General features: G+C 71.8%; 22 protein-coding genes. 7 read left to right on the forward strand and 15 right to left on the reverse strand.

All coding sequences use genetic code 11. From position 1 onward, the window contains the following. Positions 1 to 98: 98 nt before the first annotated feature. The 5 genes from D9V36_RS05310 to D9V36_RS05330 all read right to left on the reverse strand — a co-directional run bounded on the left by D9V36_RS05310 (position 99) and on the right by D9V36_RS05330 (position 4,559). Entirely contained in the window at positions 99 to 1,106 is a 1,008-nt protein-coding gene (locus tag D9V36_RS05310) for a lysylphosphatidylglycerol synthase domain-containing protein (RefSeq protein ID WP_206739600.1), read from the reverse strand. Further along, entirely contained in the window at positions 1,103 to 1,984 is an 882-nt protein-coding gene (locus D9V36_RS05315) for a class I SAM-dependent methyltransferase (RefSeq protein WP_129292743.1), read from the reverse strand. The genes D9V36_RS05310 and D9V36_RS05315 overlap by 4 nt, the downstream gene beginning before the upstream one ends. Then, a complete protein-coding gene (locus tag D9V36_RS05320; protein WP_129292744.1) occupies positions 1,981 to 3,102 on the reverse strand; it encodes a glycosyltransferase family 4 protein in 1,122 nt (373 codons plus the stop codon). Before D9V36_RS05320 ends, D9V36_RS05315 begins: the two co-directional genes overlap by 4 nt. After that, on the reverse strand, positions 3,099 to 3,497 hold the full coding sequence (locus D9V36_RS05325; protein ID WP_129292745.1) for a 6-pyruvoyl trahydropterin synthase family protein: 399 nt from the start codon (positions 3,495 to 3,497) through the stop codon (positions 3,099 to 3,101). Before D9V36_RS05325 ends, D9V36_RS05320 begins: the two co-directional genes overlap by 4 nt. A gap of 78 nt (positions 3,498 to 3,575) precedes the next feature. Then, positions 3,576 to 4,559 carry a zinc-dependent alcohol dehydrogenase gene (locus D9V36_RS05330; protein ID WP_129292746.1) on the reverse strand — a complete coding sequence of 328 codons (984 nt, stop codon included), beginning with the start codon at positions 4,557 to 4,559 and terminating at the stop codon, positions 3,576 to 3,578. 109 nt (positions 4,560 to 4,668) lie between these two features. Between D9V36_RS05330 and D9V36_RS05335 the strand changes: the two genes are divergently transcribed. Continuing rightward, positions 4,669 to 5,463: a CDP-alcohol phosphatidyltransferase family protein gene (locus tag D9V36_RS05335; protein WP_431357645.1), complete on the forward strand. Its 795-nt coding sequence runs from the start codon at positions 4,669 to 4,671 to the stop codon at positions 5,461 to 5,463. On the opposite strand, the gene D9V36_RS05340 is transcribed toward D9V36_RS05335, so the two are convergent. Both D9V36_RS05340 and D9V36_RS05345 read right to left on the reverse strand, forming a co-directional pair. Then, the gene (locus tag D9V36_RS05340) at positions 5,432 to 5,827 is read right to left on the reverse strand and encodes a hypothetical protein (protein ID WP_129292747.1); all 396 of its coding nucleotides are present in this window, start codon (positions 5,825 to 5,827) and stop codon (positions 5,432 to 5,434) included. The two genes, D9V36_RS05335 and D9V36_RS05340, sit on opposite strands and share 32 nt — an antisense overlap. A gap of 103 nt (positions 5,828 to 5,930) precedes the next feature. Then, positions 5,931 to 6,311 (reverse strand): ArsR/SmtB family transcription factor, encoded by a 381-nt coding sequence (locus D9V36_RS05345; RefSeq protein ID WP_129292748.1) that lies wholly within the window; start codon positions 6,309 to 6,311, stop codon positions 5,931 to 5,933. Between the two features lie 509 nt (positions 6,312 to 6,820). Between D9V36_RS05345 and D9V36_RS05350 the strand changes: the two genes are divergently transcribed. The 3 genes from D9V36_RS05350 (at position 6,821) to D9V36_RS05360 (ending at position 9,916) form a co-directional block, all read left to right on the forward strand. After that, a complete protein-coding gene (locus D9V36_RS05350; RefSeq protein ID WP_129292749.1) occupies positions 6,821 to 7,195 on the forward strand; it encodes a VOC family protein in 375 nt (124 codons plus the stop codon). Positions 7,196 to 7,764: 569 nt separating this feature from the next. Beyond that, entirely contained in the window at positions 7,765 to 8,880 is a 1,116-nt protein-coding gene (locus D9V36_RS05355) for a right-handed parallel beta-helix repeat-containing protein (RefSeq protein WP_129292750.1), read from the forward strand. A gap of 7 nt (positions 8,881 to 8,887) precedes the next feature. Then, a complete protein-coding gene (locus D9V36_RS05360; protein WP_129292751.1) occupies positions 8,888 to 9,916 on the forward strand; it encodes a methyltransferase in 1,029 nt (342 codons plus the stop codon). Positions 9,917 to 10,029: 113 nt separating this feature from the next. Here the strand turns inward: D9V36_RS05360 and D9V36_RS05365 are convergent, their stop codons facing one another. The 7 genes from D9V36_RS05365 to D9V36_RS05395 form a co-directional block, all read right to left on the reverse strand. Continuing rightward, a complete protein-coding gene (locus tag D9V36_RS05365; protein WP_129292752.1) occupies positions 10,030 to 10,362 on the reverse strand; it encodes a TcmI family type II polyketide cyclase in 333 nt (110 codons plus the stop codon). 56 nt (positions 10,363 to 10,418) lie between these two features. Next, on the reverse strand, positions 10,419 to 10,892 hold the full coding sequence (locus D9V36_RS05370; RefSeq protein WP_129292753.1) for an SRPBCC family protein: 474 nt from the start codon (positions 10,890 to 10,892) through the stop codon (positions 10,419 to 10,421). Between the two features lies 1 nt (position 10,893). Beyond that, complete coding sequence (locus D9V36_RS05375; protein WP_129292754.1) at positions 10,894 to 11,181, reverse strand: acyl carrier protein; 288 nt, start codon at positions 11,179 to 11,181, stop codon at positions 10,894 to 10,896. A gap of 15 nt (positions 11,182 to 11,196) precedes the next feature. After that, positions 11,197 to 12,447 carry a ketosynthase chain-length factor gene (locus D9V36_RS05380; RefSeq protein WP_088796350.1) on the reverse strand — a complete coding sequence of 417 codons (1,251 nt, stop codon included), beginning with the start codon at positions 12,445 to 12,447 and terminating at the stop codon, positions 11,197 to 11,199. After that, positions 12,444 to 13,712, reverse strand: a complete 1,269-nt coding sequence (locus D9V36_RS05385) for a beta-ketoacyl-[acyl-carrier-protein] synthase family protein (RefSeq protein WP_129292755.1) — start codon at positions 13,710 to 13,712, stop codon at positions 12,444 to 12,446. The genes D9V36_RS05380 and D9V36_RS05385 overlap by 4 nt, the downstream gene beginning before the upstream one ends. Further along, positions 13,709 to 14,143, reverse strand: a complete 435-nt coding sequence (locus D9V36_RS05390; RefSeq protein ID WP_088796354.1) for a cupin domain-containing protein — start codon at positions 14,141 to 14,143, stop codon at positions 13,709 to 13,711. The genes D9V36_RS05385 and D9V36_RS05390 overlap by 4 nt, the downstream gene beginning before the upstream one ends. Positions 14,144 to 14,209: 66 nt before the next feature. Continuing rightward, positions 14,210 to 15,328, reverse strand: coding sequence for a SchA/CurD-like domain-containing protein (locus D9V36_RS05395; protein ID WP_129292756.1), 1,119 nt, complete (start codon positions 15,326 to 15,328; stop codon positions 14,210 to 14,212). A gap of 251 nt (positions 15,329 to 15,579) precedes the next feature. Here D9V36_RS05395 and D9V36_RS05400 point away from each other — a divergent pair, with 251 nt between their 5' ends. The 3 genes from D9V36_RS05400 to D9V36_RS05410 all read left to right on the forward strand — a co-directional run bounded on the left by D9V36_RS05400 (position 15,580) and on the right by D9V36_RS05410 (position 18,189). After that, positions 15,580 to 17,214, forward strand: coding sequence for an FAD-dependent oxidoreductase (locus D9V36_RS05400; RefSeq protein WP_129292757.1), 1,635 nt, complete (start codon positions 15,580 to 15,582; stop codon positions 17,212 to 17,214). A gap of 215 nt (positions 17,215 to 17,429) precedes the next feature. Further along, positions 17,430 to 17,741, forward strand: a complete 312-nt coding sequence (locus tag D9V36_RS05405) for a hypothetical protein (protein WP_129292758.1) — start codon at positions 17,430 to 17,432, stop codon at positions 17,739 to 17,741. Next, on the forward strand, positions 17,701 to 18,189 hold the full coding sequence (locus tag D9V36_RS05410) for a glutathione peroxidase (protein ID WP_129292759.1): 489 nt from the start codon (positions 17,701 to 17,703) through the stop codon (positions 18,187 to 18,189). The genes D9V36_RS05405 and D9V36_RS05410 overlap by 41 nt, the downstream gene beginning before the upstream one ends. 104 nt (positions 18,190 to 18,293) lie before the next feature. On the opposite strand, the gene D9V36_RS05415 is transcribed toward D9V36_RS05410, so the two are convergent. Next, positions 18,294 to 18,716, reverse strand: a complete 423-nt coding sequence (locus D9V36_RS05415) for an STAS domain-containing protein (protein WP_129292760.1) — start codon at positions 18,714 to 18,716, stop codon at positions 18,294 to 18,296. Positions 18,717 to 19,220: the final 504 nt, after the last annotated feature.

Consider the following 19,220-nt stretch of genomic DNA (forward strand, 5'->3'; position numbering starts at 1 on the left):
GGGCGCTGCACCGGCTGTACGTCACCGTCGCACCGGTTCTGCTCGGCGACGGCGTGCCCGGTCTGCGGTTTCCCGGTACCCCGGTGATGCGGGAGGCGCTACGCCCGCCGCTGCGACGCGCCCTGCTCGGCGAGGACACGCTCTTCGAACTCGAACTGCGGGCATTCGGCACGCCGTCCGGCGGACCGGCGGACGAGCAGCACTCCGGCGCCCGGGAGGCTCGCGACGAAGGCGAGCACGCCGTAGATCACGGCGCTGGTGAGCCCCTGCGCCGCGCCTAGCCCGGCGGCGCCGAACGCCCAGGCGGCGGCGCCCTCGCGCGGGCCCCAGCCGCCGACGTTCAGCGGCAGCGCCATCGCGAGCAGCGCCAGCACCACGAGCGGCACCAGTTCGGCCGTCGGTGCGTCGGCACCCGCGACCCGGGCGGCCAGCACGAACATCCCGAGGTAGCCCGCCAGGACCGCCACGGAGGAGAGCAGGACGCCGGGCCAGACGCCGCGGGCGAGCAGGCCCTGACGCGCTTCGGTCAGCACGGTGCGCAGGGCGCGTTCGGCGCGCGAGGCGCCCCGTCGCCGGCGCAGCGCAGCGGCGGCCGCCACCAGCAGCACGCCCCCCGCCGCCGCGGTCAGTGCGACGGCGGGCGAGGTGAGGAAGCGAGTGACCGGCGCCAGTACGGGCGAGGGCCTCACGAGCAGCACCACCGCCCCGGCGACCAGCAGCACGACCTGGCCCGCGGTGCGTTCCAGGACCACCGCCCGCACGCCCCGGCCGAGGTCACCGGAGTGCCGGCCGTGGCGTACGGCGCGGTGCACATCGCCCAGGACGCCGCCGGGCAGCGCCGCATTCAGGAACAGCGCCCGGTAGTAGTCCGCGACGGCGCCGCCCAGCGGCAGCCGCAGGCCGAGGCCGCGGGCCACCAGGCACCACCGCCAGGCGCTGAACACCGTGGTGAGCAGCCCGATGGCGAGGGCGGCCAGCAGCGTGGCGGCGTCGATCCTGCGCAGTCCGTCCAGGAAGGCGCCGGAGCCCAGGTGCCACACCAGCGCCACCAGGATGCCCAGTCCCGCGAGCAGCCTGAGCCACGCCGCCCAGCGGGAGCGGTTCATCCCGCGCTCCCGGCACCAGCGGGTCCGGGCAGCGCCAGCAGATCCGTGTGGTGCACCACGGCGGACAGTTCCCCCGCCGCGCACTCCTCCAGTCGCCGGCGCAGATAGGCCACCGCCTCAGGGGCCAGCTCCGGCCGCTGGGCGTGCGCCGCGCCGACCCAGCCGCGCAGCCACTCCGCGGTCAGCGCGGATTCCGCGCAGCCCAGCCGCCAGGGGCTGGGCCGCACCAGCACGGTCGCGCCGCGGCGCTCGAACGCCGCGACCGCCGCCGCGATCGCGTCCGGCCCGAGCAGGGCGCGGCCCTGGTCCGTGCGCCGCTGGTGGTCGTTGAAGGCCTCGGCGATCTCGGCGTCGAAGGGATCGGAGGGGGTCAGCTCGACCCGTCCGGCGACGGAGAGCGCCAGCAGCACCGGGGCGCCCGCGTCCACACAGGCCCCGGCAAGCGCCTCCACTTCCTCGCGGGTGAGCAGATCGAGCAGCGCGGAGGCGGTCACCAGCGAGGTGCCGGCGAGGTCGTCGGCGGTGAGGTCGGCGAGGTCGCCGCGCCGGGTCGTGGCGTCTACGGGCGTGCCGTCGGCAGCCGTGACGGGCAACCGCGCACCGGCGTGCGCGAGCAGCAGCGGGTCGAGGTCGTGCAGGATCCAGTGCTGGGGACCGGGCAGCCGGACGGTGAGCCAGCGTCCCATCGAGCCGGTGCCACAGCCGAGATCGCGGATCACCAGTCCACCGGTGCTCCCGGGCGGGCCGTCGGGTGCCGGCCGCGCGGACATCCACTCCATCAGTGGCTGCAGCAGCTCGGGGGCGCGGGCGGCGGCATCGGCGCGCTCGCGCAACTCCAGCCACCGCGGGGCGAATCGGGGCCTCTCGGACACATTCACCGTATGCTCCGGATCTCGTCCCGAAGCATTTCCAGCGCTCCGGCCAGACTGTGCGACGTCATCTCCCACCCCTCCAGCATGGCACGACGTCCGCGTGCCGCGGTCTTCAACCGATCACGCAGCTTTGGATCGCCCAGCCAGTCACGCAGCGCCCCGGCAACGGCCGCGGGCCGGCCTGCCGGTACGAGCAGACCGGGCACACTGCCGTCGGGCGCCCGCCCGACCGCTTCCGGTACGCCGTCAACCTCCGTCGCCAGCACCGGAATCCCCCGGGCCAGCGCCTCGGTGACGACCATGCCGTAGGTCTCCGCGTACGAGGTGAGGACCAGCAGGTCGGCCGCGGCATAGCGGGCCTCCAGGTCGGCGCCCGCCTGCGGCCCGGTGAGGGCGATCCGGTCGTCGAGGCCGGACTCCGTGACCCGGCGCCGCAGTTGGGCGACGTAGCCGGGGTCCCGGTCGAGCCCTCCGACGACGGCGCAACGCCAGGGCGGCTCGGTGACGGTGGCAAGGGCCTCCACCAGGAGGTGCTGCCCCTTGCGCGGGGTGACCGCGGCGACGCACAGCAGCCCGGTGCCGCCGTCGGTGCCCGGCGCGAGGGGCGCGGCATCGGCTCCTGGCCTGGCGACCCGGACCCGCGCCGGCAGCAGCCCGTGGTGAGCGACGAGCTTGCGGGCCGCCCACTCGCTGGTGGCCACGACGGCCCCGACGGCGTGCAGGGTGCGGCGTTCGAGGGCGTCCAGCTCCGCCGCCACCACGGGGTCGAGTCCGGTCTCGTCGGCCAGCGGCAGATGGACCAGTACGGCGAGCCGCAGCCGTCCCGCCTCGGGTTCCAGGATCTCGGGAACGCCACAGGCGACCAGGCCGTCGAGGAGGACCACCGCACCGTCCGGCAGCGCCGCCAGGTACCGCACCAGCCCCGCGCGGGCGGCGGCGTCCGGCTGCGGCCAGCCGCCGGGCGCCGCGTACGGGCGCACCTGCCAGCCCGCCGCCGGGAGGTCGCGGCACACCCGGCGGTCGTAGGTGTTGCCGCCGCTGGGCACCGCCGGATCGTCGACGTCACCGGGGAGGACGAAGTGCACCACCCGCTCCGCCTCCGCGGTGGCGCCGGCCGGGGTCACAGGGTGCGCTCGTAGGTCGCCCAGGCGATGTGCGACTCGTGCAGGGTGACCGACAGCCCCGCCAGTTCGCGGGCGCCCGCGCCGAAGTTGCCGGCCTCGATGCGGTCGGCGAGCCGGTCGGCGATGACCTTGGCCAGGGCCTCCGTCGAGGTGTTGATGCCGGCGAAGGCGGGCTCGTCGTCGAGGTTGCGGTAGTTCAGCTCACCGATCACGGCGCCGAGTTCCTGGGTGGCCAGGCCGATGTCGACCACGATGTTGTCGGCGTCGAGCTCGGCGCGGCGGAAGGTGGCGTCCACGATGAAGGTCGCGCCGTGCAGACGCTGCGCGGGGCCGAAGACCGCGCCACGGAAGCTGTGGGCGACCATGAGGTGATCGCGGACGGTGATGCTGAACAAGGCCGTTCCTCCGGTGTGATGTCGGTCTCAGTGAGGTGTCGTCGGGAAGCGGATGCCGGGCGGTTTCCGGGGCGGTTGTCAGCCGTCCGCCGGCCCGTACCGGATGAGGTGGCAGAGCGCCGGGAGGTCGCCGGAGGCGAGTTTGGGCAGCACCTGCGGCAGGTCCTCGAAGGCCGACTCACCGGTGATCAGCGCATCGAAGGCGGGGTCGGCGAGCAGGTCGAGGGCGAGCGCGAGGCGGTCGGCGAAGGTGCGGCGGGGCCGGGCCGGGGAGACCGTGCCCACCTGGCTGCTGCGGACCACCAGCCTGCGGGAGTGGAAGGCCTCCCCCAGCGGCAGGCTGACCTGCCGGTCTCCGTACCAGCTCAGCTCGATCACGGTGCCTTCCGGCGCGAGCAGTTCAAGCGAGCGGGCCAGCCCCTGCTCGGTGGCGCTGGCGTGTACGACCAGGTCACAGTCGCCCAGCGCGTCCGCGGGCAGCGCGAAGTCCACCCCCAGCGCGTGGGCGGTGGCGGCGCGCGCGGGGTCGGCGTCGACCAACTGCACCCGGACCCCGGGGAAACGGGCCAGGACCGCGGCGACACTGCAGCCGACCATGCCCGCGCCGACCACCGCGATCCGGTCGCCGACCAGCGGCGCGGCGTCCCACAGGGCGTTCACCGCGGTCTCCACCGTGCCCGCCAGCACGGCCCGCGCGGCGGGGACGGTGTCCGGTACCGGGGTGACGGCGCTCGCCGGGACGACGAAGTGTGTCTGGTGCGGATACAGGCAGAAGACCGTACGGCGCAGCAGGTCGTGCGGGCCTTCCTCGACGACGCCTACATTGAGGTAGCCGTACTTGACCGGCGCCGGGAAGTCGCCTTCCTGGAACGGCGCCCGCATCACGGCGTGCTGGCTCTCGGGGACGCCGCCACGGAAGACCAGGGTCTCCGTTCCACGGCTCACTCCGGAGCAGACCGAGCGCACCAGGACCTCACCGGCGGCGGGCTCAGGAAGAGCCACCGTCCGGATCTCGCCCTGACCTGGAGTCCTTAGCCAAAAAGCACAAGCGGCACGCGGCATCGGGATCCTCCTGGACGCTACGGCAATGGTTCATCGATGCTGGGGATCATGAGGACGCCGTCACCCTACGCGGCGCCCATCGACTCCGCTACACATCCCGGGAGGCAGGGTGGCCGTACAAGAGCTCTACGACACAAGGCCGTTCGGACCGGACATTACGGCCGGTATGGGTGTTCAACTGCTGGTTCTGGAAGTCCTGTGCCGGGTGGGCGGTCTGGGCACCGTGGGGTGGTTCACGGGGTGCCTGTTCGCCGTGGCCACCTGGGGCGTGCTCACCGTCGCGCTGCGCCGGACGTGGACCACCTCGTTCGGGCCTGCCAACCGCGTCACACTGGCCCGCACCATTCTCGTCGGCGGGGTGACCGCGCTGGTCGCGGACTCCTTCACCCGGCACACACCGGTCACCGTGCTGATCGTGTTCGCCGCCGTGGCACTGATCCTGGACGCGGTCGACGGACAGGTGGCCCGGCGCACCGGAACGGCGACGCCACTGGGAGCGCGCTTCGACATGGAGGTCGACGCCTTCCTGATCCTGGTGCTCTGTATCCATGTCGCGATCCCGCTGGGCACCTGGGTACTGGCCATCGGCCTCATGCGGTACGCCTTCGTCGCGGCGTCCTGGATGCTGCCGTGGCTGCGTGGTGACCTGCCGCACAGCATGGCCCGCAAGACCGTGGCGGCGCTGCAGGGTGTCGTGCTGGTCGTGGCCGGCACAGGGATCCTGCCGCGGGCCTCGGCGGCCTGTGCGGTGGCCGTGGCGCTGGGGCTCCTCGTGTGGTCCTTCGGACGCGATGTGGCGTGGCTGTGGCGGACCGGAGCGGGCGAGGCATCCGCGGTGGACATCGGCGCCCCTGTTCTCGCCGGCCTCCGCGTCACGTCCCGGCGTGCCGGCCCAGATAGATGACCAGTGCCAGGAAGACCAGCAGCAGATGGGTCACGACGATGGAGAGCAGTACCTGCCGCCACGCGCTGCGCCGTGGAGCCCGGTGGGTGAGCAGTACCGCACCGGGCAGCCGCGCCAGCTGTGTCCCGGGGCGCACCGCGGTCGTACGGGCCCGGCGGACGCCGCAGCGCGGCGGGGTGCGGAGGCGGGCGACGCTCTCCGGGCACGCGCGGCCGTGTCCGCGAGCGGTGCGCAGTGGCCCTCGTCCGGGGGGACGTCCCCGGCAGGGCCGTACGGTCCCCGGTCCGAGGGGCGTGGGTATGCAGGTACGGGAGCGGACCGCCCGCCAGGGCGGCGGCCCCTTACGCCGTGGTGATCCGGACATCCGCTTCACCCTTTTCCGCTGGTGAACGGGCGGGCCTTCCCCCAGCGGCCACCGTCCTCGGGGTGCGGGGTCCGAAGCGGCCGAAGGAGGCGGAGGAGGCGGATCACGAGACCGCCCCCACCCCGCCGGGCGCCGGCAGGGCACCGGCCTCGGCCTGCCGCAGCTCGGTGAGCAGCGCGTGCTGCCCGGCAAGCACCTCGGTGAGGACCCGGCGGGCGGCGCGCAGCAGCTCCGCGACATCGCCGCCGGCCAGCTCGTAGACGACGGTGGAGCCGCTGCGGGTGGCCGTCACCATGCCCGAGCGGCGCAGCACGGCGAGTTGCTGGGAGAGCGCGGACGGCTCCACCTCGAGTGCGGAGAGCAGTCCCCGCACCGGCATCGGCCCGTTCTGGAGCAGTTCCAGCACCCGGATACGGACCGGATGACCCAGCAACCGGAAGAAGTCGGCCTTGGCCTGACAGCGTGGAACCCAGGCGCCGTTCATGCCCGCACCCCGCTCCCCAGGCCGGGCCCGGACCGCGCCGCACACGCCCGTATCCGTATCCGTAGCCGTACCGATTCGGCGAAACCGCCCACGCATATCCTCCGCGTTCAGGCCGACCGGCCGTCGCGTCATCTGTTGAATTGCGGAATTCTGCAACTGTAGACGACGGGGCCGGGCAACTTGAATGGGTGTACCGGACAAAGCGGGGGCACACCCGGCGCGGACACCCCGGCGCCGCCTGCCCCACCCGGCCGACACCCCCCGGCACCGCCCGTCCCCGTCGGCGCCGGCCCGCAGGTTCCGCCGTCCGCCCCGGCCGTGGTGCCGGACTCCGGATCGAGCGAACTCGGCTGCCTGCCAAGCAAGTTACCGCACACCTGGGCACTCCCCCTACCGCCGCCGGCACCTCCGGGAACCCACCGCCTGCGAGGCCGGACCTCCGGGCACCGCCCACTGCCATGTGGATTCCGCTGGACAGCTCCCCGTCCGCCAACCGCATAGTGACGCCCATGACTTCACTGATACGTCACACCACGATCGACTGCACCGACGCCTACCGCCTGGCGAGCTTCTGGGCACAGGTGCTGGACGGCACACTGGCCGAGGACGATCTGCCGGGTGATCCGGAGGCCACGGTCACGACGACCGGCGGCGCCCTGCTCTTCGTCACGGTGCCCGATGCCAAGGCCGGGAAGAACCGGGTGCACCTGGATCTGCAGCCACAGGACCGGAGCCGGGACGAGGAGGTCGAACGGCTGCTGGCGCTCGGCGCGACCCTGGTGGCCGACCACCGGCGGGCCGACGGGGCCGGGTGGGTGACACTGGCCGACATCGAGGGGAACGAGTTCTGCGTGGAGCGCAGCGCGGCGGAGCGGGCGGGCTGACCCCGACGGCCCCGGACGGCCCTGACATCGGACGGCATCGGCTTCGGCTTCGGACGGCATCGGACGCGCCGATCCCCCGGCAGGCTCCGAGCGGCGGCCGACGCCCGTTCGGCGCCGCCTCACCGGGGCCGTTGGGGTGATCAAACGTGCCGGCGGCCCCGATCGGGTGTCGTCGGGCGGACCTGGCGCGTTGGTCTTCTGTGACCCTTTCCCGCGTCCGTCCATGGTTTCTGCCGACCAGCCTCGCGGCCTTCCTGACCGAGACATGGCCGGACGGACCGGCTGACGACCCGTCGGACGTCCGGCCCGATGCCCCGTCCGGCACGCCGCCCGATACCCGGTCAGGCGAGGCCGCCCCGGCCGGCTGCCGACCGTGTGCCGAGTCGTCCGATGCCGCCGACGAGGACCGGGAGAAACCCGCTGACCGGCCCTGACCGGCGCTGATCGACCCTCCGGTGCGGCGCCGGGCAGCGGACTTGACGGCGTGTCGAAAGCTGGCCTCCGCACGCACCGTCATCAACGGGTCACCACATGTGGCGAGCGGAAGTGATCGCCCATAGCTTCGCCTCATGGCGCTACGACAGATGAAATACATGGGCTGCGTCGCCGCGATGCTGGTCGGCGGACTGGGCGCGGCATCGCCGAGCGACGCAACGGAACGACTCGTCGTCCACCCCGGTCAGTCGATCCAGCGGGCGGTGGACAGAGCGAAGCCGGGTGACACCGTCATCATCCGGCCCGGCCTCTACCGGGAGAGCGTGGTCATCCGCAAGTCGCGGCTGCGCCTGGTCGGTGCGGGCTCCAAGACGGTGATCAGCCCGATCGGCAAGCGGGCCGGGAACATGTGCGCGAAGGCCGGCAACGGCATCTGCGTCATCGGCACGGAGGGCAGGCCGCTGCGGGACGTCAGCATCCGTTCGCTGACCGTCAGGGGCTTCAAGAAGAACGGCCTCTGGGCCTCCCGTACCGACCGGCTGGCCGTGCGCCACGTGTTCGCACGGAACAACGGCGTGTGGGGCATCGCCCAGGAGAGGTCCGTCCGCGGGCTGTTCCGGGACAACGTGGTCACCGGCAACGGCGACTCGGGAATCTTCCTGGCCAACACGGTCAAGGAGGAGGGCGGGGCCACCGACACCCGGGGGGCCGCGGTCACCGAGAACTACCTCGCGAGGAACCGGGTCGGCATCACGGTACGCCGGGTCAGAAACCTGGTGATCGCCCACAACACCATCACCCAGAACTGCGCCGGCGTCTTCGTCGTCGGCGACGAGTCCCGCCCCCGGGCGGGAGCGCTGGCGGTCCGGAACAACACCGTCGTCAAGAACAACAAGTTCTGCCCCGCCAACCCCCGCCTGCCGTTCCTCCAGGGGTCCGGCATCGTCCTCACCGGCGCCGAGAAGACGCTGGTGCGGCGGAACCTGGTCCGCGACAACGTGGGCAAGTCCCCGCTCTCCGGCGGCATCGTGCTCTTCCACAGCTTCGTGAAGGCGACCAACCAGCACAACCTCATCATCGACAACCTCGTGCAGCACAACAAGCCGGTGGACCTCGCCGACCGCGACCCCAAGGGCAAGGGAAACCGGTTCGTCGACAACATCTGCCGGACCTCGCAGCCGCCCGGTCTGTGCCGACGGCACGAGGCGTTCGAGGCGCACGAGGCGCAGCCCTCTTCAATCGGAGAATAGAGGCGCAATGACCACCGTAAGTCCCCCTCCCCAGCCGGCCATGCGGCTCAGGGAACTCGTCTTCGGAGCCGCCTGTGCGGCGGCCGTACGGGCGGCGGCGCAACTCCGCGTCGCCGACGCACTGGGCGACCGGCCCACCACCGCGGAGGAACTGGCCGCCGCGGTCAAGACCGAGCCGCGTCCGCTGGACCGGCTGCTGCGCACGCTGTCGTGCTACGGGATCTTCGAGGAGACCGACGACGGCAAGTACGTCCACACCGAGATGTCCCGGCTGCTGCGGGAGGACACCCCCAACAGCCTGCGGTACATCTCGCTGTGGTGCACCGAGCCGTGGACCTGGGCGGCCTGGCCGCGGCTCGACGACGCGGTGCGCACCGGCCGCAGTGTCTTCGACGACCTGTACGGCAAGAGCTTCTTCGAGTACCTGCACCAGGACGCCGGGGACTCGGCCGAGGTCTTCAACCGCGCGATGACCACGTCCAGCAAGCAGTCGGCGCAGGACCTCGCGGACCTGCTCGATCTGAGCGGTGCGTCGTCGGTGGCGGACATCGGCGGCGGCCAGGGGCATGTGCTCGCCAGTCTGCTGGAGAAGTACCCCGCCCTCGAAGGCACCCTGCTCGATCTGCCCACCGTGGTGGCGAACCCGGATCCCCGGCTGCGCGACGGCGGTCCGCTCGCCTCGCGGGTACGGGTCGTGCCCGGCGACTGCCGCGAGGACATCCCGGTCCGGGCCGATGTCTACATCATCAAGAACATCCTGGAGTGGGACGACGAGAGCACCCGCAGGACGCTGCACAACGTCGTCGCGGCCGCCCGCCCCGGCGCCCGCGTCGTGATCATCGAGAATCTCGTCGACGACAGCCCCTCGATGAAGTTCACCACCGCCATGGACCTGCTGCTGCTGCTCAACGTCGGCGGCGCCAAGCACACCAAGGCGAGCCTGGTCAGCCGGATGGCGGAGGCCGGCCTGAAGGTCGGCGAGATCCGGGAGGTCAATCCGTATCTGCACGCGTTCGAGTGCACCGTCCCCGAATGAGCACGACCCGGCACAGCAGGCCGCCCGGTGAGGAGCGCTCTCCTCACCGGGCGGCCTTGCCCGTGTCCGGGACGGCGCGGGAACCGGGGGATCGCCTCGGCTCCGCGTACGCGTCAGCGGCTGCCGTCGCGCTGCCAGCTGTAGAACTGCTGGGCCATCGCGTCCTTGGGGCTTCGCCAGGTCTCGGGGTCGTACGCGCTGACGAAGGCGGACAGCTTGTCGCTGACGGCGCGGAACTCGGGGTGTTCGGTCACCTTGGCGATCTCGGGGCCGGGCGGCCTGTCGGATTCGATGAGGTGCAGGTACACGTCACCGAACTGGAAGAGGGTCCGCCGCGAGACGCCGACCAGATGCGGCAGTTCCGTACGGTCGGAGGCCTGGAAGACCTCGGCGATGTCCGGAGCCGAACCGGTCTTCATACGGGCGACGATCAGAGCGTGATGCATCGGGAAGATCCCTTCATTGCCGCCGGGCGGCGGTCCGCACGCGGCCTGGCGGGCCGTCAGCTGACGGTGGTGGACCGGAGCTCGCGGTCCCGCTGCTCGATGCGGTCGCGGATGAGCTCCATCTGGATCCGGGAGTTGCGGTTGATCATCTCGGTCATGCCCTTGTCGTCGACCGGGGCGTCGGGCTTCATCGCGAAGTCCTGGGTCCAGTGCATGGAGGTGCCGCCGGGGATCTCGGCGTACTTCCAGTGGATGTCCATGTGCGCGAACGGGCCGGTCTCGACCCGGCGGGCGCGCACGGTGCGGTTTTGCCGGTCGACGATGCGCTCGGAGACCCAGCTCCAGACCGTGCCGTTGTCGTCCGGGTGCATCGTCAGCCGGAAGGTGGTCTTGTCGCCCTCCCTGGACAGCACCTCGACCGAGGCGTACTCGCTGAACAGCTGCGGCCAGTTCTCGATGTCGTTGGTGATGTCCCAGACGAGGTCGAGCGGCGCCGCGATGGTGATGTCGTTCTCGGTGTGGCCGGACATGTCAGGCTCCTGTCGTAGACACGTTCTCTTGGACGGTGGGGACGGTTTGAGCGGCGTTGACCAGGGCGAGGAAGTCACGCGGCGTCTTGCAGCGCTCCGCGTCGGTCGGCATCGGCCGGCCCTGCCGGTTCTCCAGCTCGCCGACGATGCCGAGCAGGCCGAGCGAGTCCAGGCCGAACTCGTTGAACGTCGCGTCGGGCCGGTTCGCCAGCTCCTTCGGGTCGACGGTGAGCCCGGCGGCGGACTTCATCAGCGCGGCCAGCTCATTGAGCGTCAGTTGAGCGTTCATGTGCGGTTCTCCTTCTCACGAGGGGGACGGGGAGCCCTTCCGCAGCACCATTGCCGCGTTCGAGCCCATCAGCCCCCGGCTCAGCACCAGCGCCGTACGCAACTCGGCGGGACGGGCCCGGCCGGTCACCACGTCAAGGTCGTGGCAGACGTCGACGACGTTGGGGGTGGGCGGCACGACGCCCTGTTCCATGGAGAGCACCGCGGCCGCGGTGTCCAGAACGGGGGCGCCGCAGTACGCCCGCCCGGTGCCGGTCTTGGGTGCCGTCACCGGGACCTGCGAGGCGTGCCGGCCCAGGGCGTCCGCGATCGCCAGCGCCTCGGCCCGGTCGGCCGCGGGAACGCCGAGCGCGTCCGCGAACACCACATCGATCTCCTCCGGGGCGCACCGCGCATCCGCCAGCGCGCCGCGGATCGCATGCGCGAGCCCGTCCCGGGACTCCTCCCACAGGGAGGCCCCGGTGAAGGTCGCGGCGTGCCCGGCCAGTACGGCCCGGACGCTCGCCCCACGGCTCACGGCCGCCGCCTCCTCCTCGACGATCAGCATCGCGCCGCCCTCAGCGGGCACGAACCCGCAGGCGCCGCTGGTGAACGGCCGGTAGGCGCGGGCCGGATCGTCGAGCTTGCTCAGATCGTCGTAGCCGAGCTGGCAGACGACCGAGTAGGGGGCCAGAGGTGCCTCGGCGGCACCCACCACGACGGCATCGGTGCCGCGCCGGATGGTGCGGCCGGCATGCGCCAGGGCGTCCAGACCGCCCGCCTCGTCGCTGGCCACGACTCCGCACGGCCCCTTGAAGCCGCCGCGGATGGAGATCTGTCCGGTGCTCGCCGCGTAGAACCAGGCGATCGACTGGTACGGGCCGACGTGGCGGGAGCCCTGGCCCCAGAGCCGTTGCAGCTCCCGCTGGCCGAACTCGCCGCCGCCGGATCCGGCGGCGGTGACGACGCCCACCGCGAACGGTGAGTCGTTGTAGTCGGCACGGCCGAGCCGGGCGTCGTCCAGCGCGAGGTTGGCCGCCGCCATGGCGAAGTGGGTGAACCGGTCGGTCTGGACGAGGTAGCGCTCCTCGATCAGATCCGCCGGATCGAACCCGCGGACCTCTCCGGCGACCTTGAGCGGAAGGTGCTCGCACCCCTCACGGGTCACGCGGTCGAGGACGCTGATGCCCTCGACCGTCGCCTTCCAGAAGGTCTCGGTGCTCACCCCGTTGGGGGCGATGACACCGATGCCGGTGACGACGGAACGACGTGTTTTCGGGGAGCTCATGATGCCCTCCCACCCTGTCGGGTCAGTACCACCGCTGACTGGAATCCACCGAAGCCGCTGCCGACCGAGAGCACCGAACGCAGCGGCAGCTCCCGTGCGGTTTTGGGCACATAGTCGAGATCGCACTCCGGGTCCGGAGTCTCGTAGTTGGCCGTGGGCGGCACCACTTGATGGGTGAGTGCCAGCACACAGGCCACGATCTCGATCGCACCGATGGCCCCGAGCGAGTGGCCGACCATGGATTTGATGGAACTCATCGGGATCTTGCGGGCGTGTTCGCCGAGCGACCGCTTGACCGCGGCCGTCTCGTGCCGGTCGTTCTGCTGGGTGCCCGAGCCGTGCGCGTTGACGTAGTCGACCTGGGTGGCGTCGATCCGGGCGTCGCCCAGGGCCCGGTTGATCGCCTCGGCCATCTCCAGGCCTTCCTGGGTGAGACCGGTCATGTGGTACGCGTTGCCGAAGGTGGCATAGCCACGGATCTCACAGTGGACCGTCGCACCGCGGGCGCGGGCGTGTTCCAGCTCCTCCAGGACGAGGACGGCGCCGCCCTCCCCCATCACGAATCCGTCGCGATGGGCGTCGAACGGCTTGGAGGCGTGGGCGGGATCGTCGTTGTTCGCGGAGGTCGCCTTGATCGCGTCGAAGCAGGCCACGGTGATCGGGGAGATCGGTGAGTCGGACGCGCCGGCGATGCACACATCGACCCGGCCCTCCTCGATCGAGTGGAAGGCGTACCCGATGGCGTCGAGACCGGAGGTGCAGCCCGTCGAGACGGTCTGCACCGGGCCGTGGGCCCCGATCCGTTCCGCCACCGCGGAGGCGAGCGAACTGGGAGAGAATGCCCGCTCCAGGTAGCGGCCGGCCGGCCGGTGGTCGACATCCCACCGTTCACCGTGGTTGCTGACGGCGACATAGTCGTGCTCCAGGCGCGTGGTACCGCCGACCGCGGTGCCCAGGGATACCCCGATACGCCAGGGGTCCTCGGCCTCCGTGTCCAGGCCGGCGCTGCGCAGCGCCTCGTCGGCGGCGACCATCGCGAACTGGATGTACCGGTCGGAGCGGGCCACCTCCTCCTCGCTCAGCCCGTGGGCCGCGGGGTCGAAGTCGCACTCGGCGGCGATGCGCGAGCGGAACCCCGCCGGGTCGAAGAGCGTGATACCACGGGTCGCCGTGCGGCCTGCGGAGAGCAGGTCCCAGAAGGCGGGCACACCCACACCGCCCGGAGCGACGATCCCGACACCGGTGACCGCCACACGGCGGGTCATGACACCGGCTCCGTGCGTTCCGGTGGTGCGGCCGGTGTGCTCTCTTCCGTGCCCTCGGTGTCGACGTGGCCGAGCTCCGGGCGCGGGGCGAGCGGGCCGAGGTGGAAGACCATACGGGCCTCCACGTCTCCGACATTGCGGAAGCGGTGCCGCATGTACGGGGGGATCAGCAGCCCCTGGTCAGGGCGGAGCGGGTGCGGTTCCCCGTCGAGGTCCACTTCGAGTGCGCCCTGGACGACGTACACGAACTCCTCGGAGTAGGGGTGGTAGTGCTCGCCGATGCGCTCGCCGGGCTGCACGAGTGCCATGCCCATGAAGCCGCTCGTGGCGCCCACCGCGCTGGGTGTCAGCATGGCGCGCAGATCACCTCCGCGCCGGCGGTTGGGCTGGGTCTCGCTGAGGTCCACGATGCGTGGGCGGTACGTGGTCATGGCTGCTTCCTCCAGGGGCTGGGGCCGGGGTGAATGAGGGGAGAGACCTGATGCGGCCGGGCCCGTTCAGGCGCCCGGTGCCCTGCGGTCCGTGATGAGGGCCATGTCGGCGCGCTCCAGGAAACGTGCGAGCTCCCGGTCGTTGGACAGACCGCCGGCCACTTCGGTGTCGAGCAGGCGCCGCAGCACGGCCGTCTTGCGGGGACCGCGCACGCCGATCGCCAGCACCGGATCGCTCTCGATCGGGATCCGGAGATCGATGAGGCGCACGACCACGTCGTCGCGCTGGAAGACGGTGCTGCCGGCGATGGGGCAGGACGGATCGTCCGCGGCCAGCTCGTCCTGGCGGGCGAGCATCTGGGCCAGCGTCATCCCGCAGCCTTCCTTGGCGGGGTAGAACAGCGCATGCCGCTTGATGCCGTCGGGCTGCTGTCCGCCCGAGGAGACGTGGTGCACGGCGGGCAGCGCGGCACGGGTGAAGAACACCCGGGCGGAGTTCGGATCGCTGAGGTCGCGGTCCTGCTCCAGATAGGGGTTGATGGCCTCCTCGACGGCCCGGACCTCGGGCTGCTGGGAGATGTGCCGCAGCGCCGCGACCAGGTCGCCCTGCACCTCGACCGCACGCACGACACGGTTGCCGTGCATGAAGAGGGAGGTGCGGCGCAGCCGGGTGGTGTCGTCGACCCGGGCCTCCGGAGAGGTGTACCCGGCGAGGATGTCCGCGACCATCGATTCGCTGCCCGGCTTCACGGTGAAGGTCAGCGCGTGCCGGACCACCCCGTCGCCGACGCGGGGGTTGGCCTGCAGGCGGCCCTTGGGAGGCTCGGGCGCGAGGCGGGCGACGTTCGAGGTCTCGCGCAGGACGCTGAAGCGCAGCGACCGGGTGTCACGGACACAGCCGTGCAGCGGCTGGACCATCTTGACGTGTTCCTCGCTGTTGACCCAGGCCAGGAACGGCGGTGCGCTCTCCCATTCACTGGTGATGAGCCACTGGGAGGGGTTCTCGATGGACTGGCACAGCTGGTCGGTGATGTGTCCGGGGACGGACGCGACCTGGTTGCGCAGGTGCTCGTAGGCTTCGAGGAAGTCCTGCTGGGCTCCGTCGTGGAGGTCCAGAAGCAGCACGACCCTCAGCCGGGAGCCGTCGAAGGCCGACTGGGATATTCGTTCCGACAGCGTTGTCATCGTCTACGCATCTCCTTCGGGGCCCGATGGCCCCAGTGGTGCGTCGTCAGTTCCGGTGCGATCCGGGTGACTGAGCCGGATGGTGGGGACGCCTGCCCCGTGTCGCGGGCGGCGTCCCGGATTCGATCGTCACCGCGACCCACGGGTGGCGCGAGATCTGTGAGCCATGCAGGTGAACCGTGATCGAACAGGCTCCGAGCCGGGCATTCGTGCTCCATCTGCCGTAAGCGTCCCTGGAGCTGGAGCACGCAATGAATCCCACCGTCGAAGACCGGGTGCCGGTACTCGTCGTGGGCGGGTCCCTGGTCGGCCTGTCCGCGTCGCTGTTCCTGGGACGCCTGGGCATCAGACATCTGCTGGTCGAGAAGCACGCGGACACCTCCCGCCACCCGCGCGGGCGGGGCAACAACGTCCGCACCATGGAGCTGTTCCGGGTGGCCGGTGCGGAGCAGCGGATCCGCGACGCCGCATCGGTCCTGGCCGACAACCACGGGATCCTGCAGGCCCGTTCACTCACCGGCGACGACCAGGAGTGGTTGTTCAAGGAGATCGACCCGGGCGGCGGACTGGCCCGCATCAGCCCGTCCGCCTGGTGTCTGTGCAGCCAGAACGACCTGGAGCCCGTACTGGTCCGCTGTGCCCGCGAGCACGGCGGTGACCTGCGGTTCTCCACCGAGCTGAGCTCCTTCGAGCAGGACGCGCAGGGAGTGCGGGCGACGCTGAGGAACCGGGAGACCGGCGAGCTGACCACCGTGCACGCGGACTACCTGATCGCCGCCGACGGGCCCCGCAGTCCGGTCCGCGAGCGGCTGGGCATCGGCCGGACGGGGCCCGGCGACCTGTTCCACAACGTGAGCATCACCTTCCGCGCGCCGCAGCTCGCCGAGGTCGTGGGCGACCGCCGCTTCATCGCCTGCTACCTGACCCACCCCGAGGCCGACGGCGCCCTGCTGCCGGTCGACAACAAGGCCGACTGGGTCTTCCACGCCCCCTGGCACCCCGACACGGGCGAGACCCTGGAGGACTTCAGCGACGAGCGCTGCATCGAGCACATCCGCCGGGCAACGGGCGTACCGGACATGGCAGTTGAGATCACCGGCAAGGCCCCCTGGCACGCCGCCGAGCGGGTCGCCGAGCGGTACGCCTCCGGCCGGGTCTTCCTCGCCGGCGACTCGGCCCACGAGATGTCCCCCACCGGGGCGTTCGGCTCCAACACCGGCATCCAGGACGCCCACAACCTCGCCTGGAAGCTCGCCGCCGTACTCAACGGCGCGGCGGGCCCGGAGCTGCTGGCGACCTACGAGGCGGAGCGGCAGCCGGTGGCGCGGGAGACCAGCGCCCGCGCCTCGGCGCGCTCGGCCGAGCACAGCCATCCGGGGTACGCACCGGCTCCCGGCGCGGCCGGCGGCCGGCAGCGCGGGGTGCTCACCGTCGCCCTGGGGTACTGCTATCCCGAGGGCGCGGTCGTCGGCGCCGACCCCGGGCTGCCGGTGGTACCCGACCAGATGCGGCTCACGGGCGAACCGGGCACCCGCGCCCCGCACATGTGGCTGCGGACCGGCGGCGAGCGGCGCTCGACCCTGGATCTGTACGAGAAGTCCTTCGTCCTGCTGACCGGTACCGACGGCGAGATGTGGCGCACCGCGGTCAAGGGCGCCAACGAGGAGTTCTCCCTCGGGCTGGACTGCTACATGATCGGCACTGGGCCGAACGACGACCTGGTTCCCGAGGACGGCGCCGACTGGGCCGAGAAGCACGGGACGACGCCCGAGGGTGCGGTGCTGGTGCGCCCCGACGGCTTCGTGGCGTGGCGGGCCGAGGGGCGGGTGGCCGACCCCGAGGCGGCGCTGCGACAGGTCCTTGCCGCGCTGCTGTGCCGGAGCTGACCCGCCCGGCGCGCCCCCGCCCCCGCCCCCGTGCGAACAGCAGGGGCCGGTGGGGTGACAAACGGGACTGTCGTTGACGGAGGGGCCGGTGGGACATCCACCGGCCCCTCCGTCACGCGCGAACGCATCTTCTGCCCGTCACCCCGCAGGGGCATCTCGGCACCGCCGCGGCCGCGTCCCGCAACTCGGGGGCCGATTTCCGGTTGAGTCCGGGCATGGACGCCAAGAAACCCGCCTCGCACCCCTTTCAGCGCATCTCCCTCCCCCACCAGCCGCCGGCCCTGCCGCCCCCCGCCCCGCAGGCCCGCCGCCCGGCCGGGGAGGAGACGCCGATCTTCGACCAGCTGCTCAAGGAGTGGCGCGCGGGGGCGATCCGGCCGGTCGTTTCCTGGCCGGTCGACGATCCGGGGAAGATCGGGACGCGCGGCGCGGTTGGCACCGATGATGGCCGTCCGTATCCGCGGACCCGTGACGAGGAGCATGCCCGTGAGCCTGTACGACATCCCCCTGCGCACCCTGACCGGTGAGCCCGCTTCGCTCGCCGACTACCGGGGCAAGGCCCTGCTGGTGGTGAATGTGGCGTCCAAGTGCGGGCTGACCCCGCAGTATTCCGGTCTGGAGCGGCTGCAGCAGCGCTACGCGGACCGTGGCTTCAGTGTGCTGGGCTTCCCCAGCAACCAGTTCGCGGGCCAGGAGCCCGGCACCGCCGGGGAGATCGCCACCTTCTGCTCGGCGACGTACGGCGTGAGCTTTCCGCTGTTCGAGAAGACCGACGTCAACGGCGCGGACCGGCACCCGCTGTACACGGCGCTGACCGGTACCGAGGACGCCGAAGGGGCGGCCGGTGACGTCCAGTGGAACTTCGAGAAGTTCCTGATCGATGCCGAGGGCCGGGTCGCGGGCCGTTTCCGGCCGCGCACCGAGCCGGAGGCCGAGGAACTGGTCACCGCCATCGAGGCGGCCCTGCCGGCCTGAGGTCCCGGTGCCGGGCCGTGGGCGGAGGCGATCCGTCGGCTCGCTGAGGCATACGGCCGGGCGGCGGCGTGGCGTCACGGCAACGGCGGGGTGGCGAGGGGCGGTCAGGCGACGGCCGTGCCCGCGGCGTCCGTGACCGTAGCCGTGGCCGTGGCCGTCGTGCTCGCGGTCGATCCGGGCGATCCGGCGGCTCCGCCCCCGTCGTCGCCCCCGGTCTCGTCGGACAGGATCTCGAAGCTGCCGGTCAGCCCGGTCATCCGCAGCAGCCGGGCGACGCTCCCGCCACCGAAGACGCCGGTCAGCCGCAGCCGGCCGCCGCGCTGCCGCGTCCGGTAGCGGGCGCGGCTCAGCAGGGACAGTCCGGCGCAGTCGATGAACGTGACCGCGCGGACGTCGACCACGAGGTCGGTGCCCTGCGTGCCGGTGATCTCGTCCAGCCGGTCGGACAGCACCGACACGGCGAGAATGTCCAGCTCACCGCGGAGTTCCAGCACGGTCGTGCCGCCCTCGGCGCTGCTGGGTCCCACGAGTCTCGGGTAGTACTGACCTGTATCCATCGGCCCGGCCCACTTTCGTGCCGAGGCGCGGGATATGGCCACGCGTCTGCGGCGGAGATGTTCGGAAGGTGTGGGGGGCGCCCGGCGCGATCCGGGCGGTTCGGCCCGTTTCCGGGTCGTCGGTGGTGCGGCGGTGTGTCGACTGAGTCCCTGTGTTTCTGCTGCTGTGCCCGTAGTTGTCTACGGCTTACCCGCGGGCCGCGCCCTCAAAGTCCCGGCGTACGCCTGAGCTTCAGGTTGTCTCAAAGTCGCCCCTGGCAGGCGTGGCCGGGAGAGGTGGCCACGAGCCGGGCCGCAGGGACTGACAGGCAGCGGGACTGTCGGGCCCCGGGGGCTCCCCCGCGCCGCCGCCCAGGTGACCGGCTCGCCGATCGCCTCCCCGGCACCCCACCCGGGCACGCATCCCGGGAGCCCCCAATAGCACTCTTTCGGGCGAATTACACTGTCCGGACCGCCGGAAAGTGAGAGGTGTGT

The organism is Streptomyces lydicus, from assembly GCF_004125265.1.
Lineage (GTDB): Bacteria > Actinomycetota > Actinomycetes > Streptomycetales > Streptomycetaceae > Streptomyces > Streptomyces lydicus_C.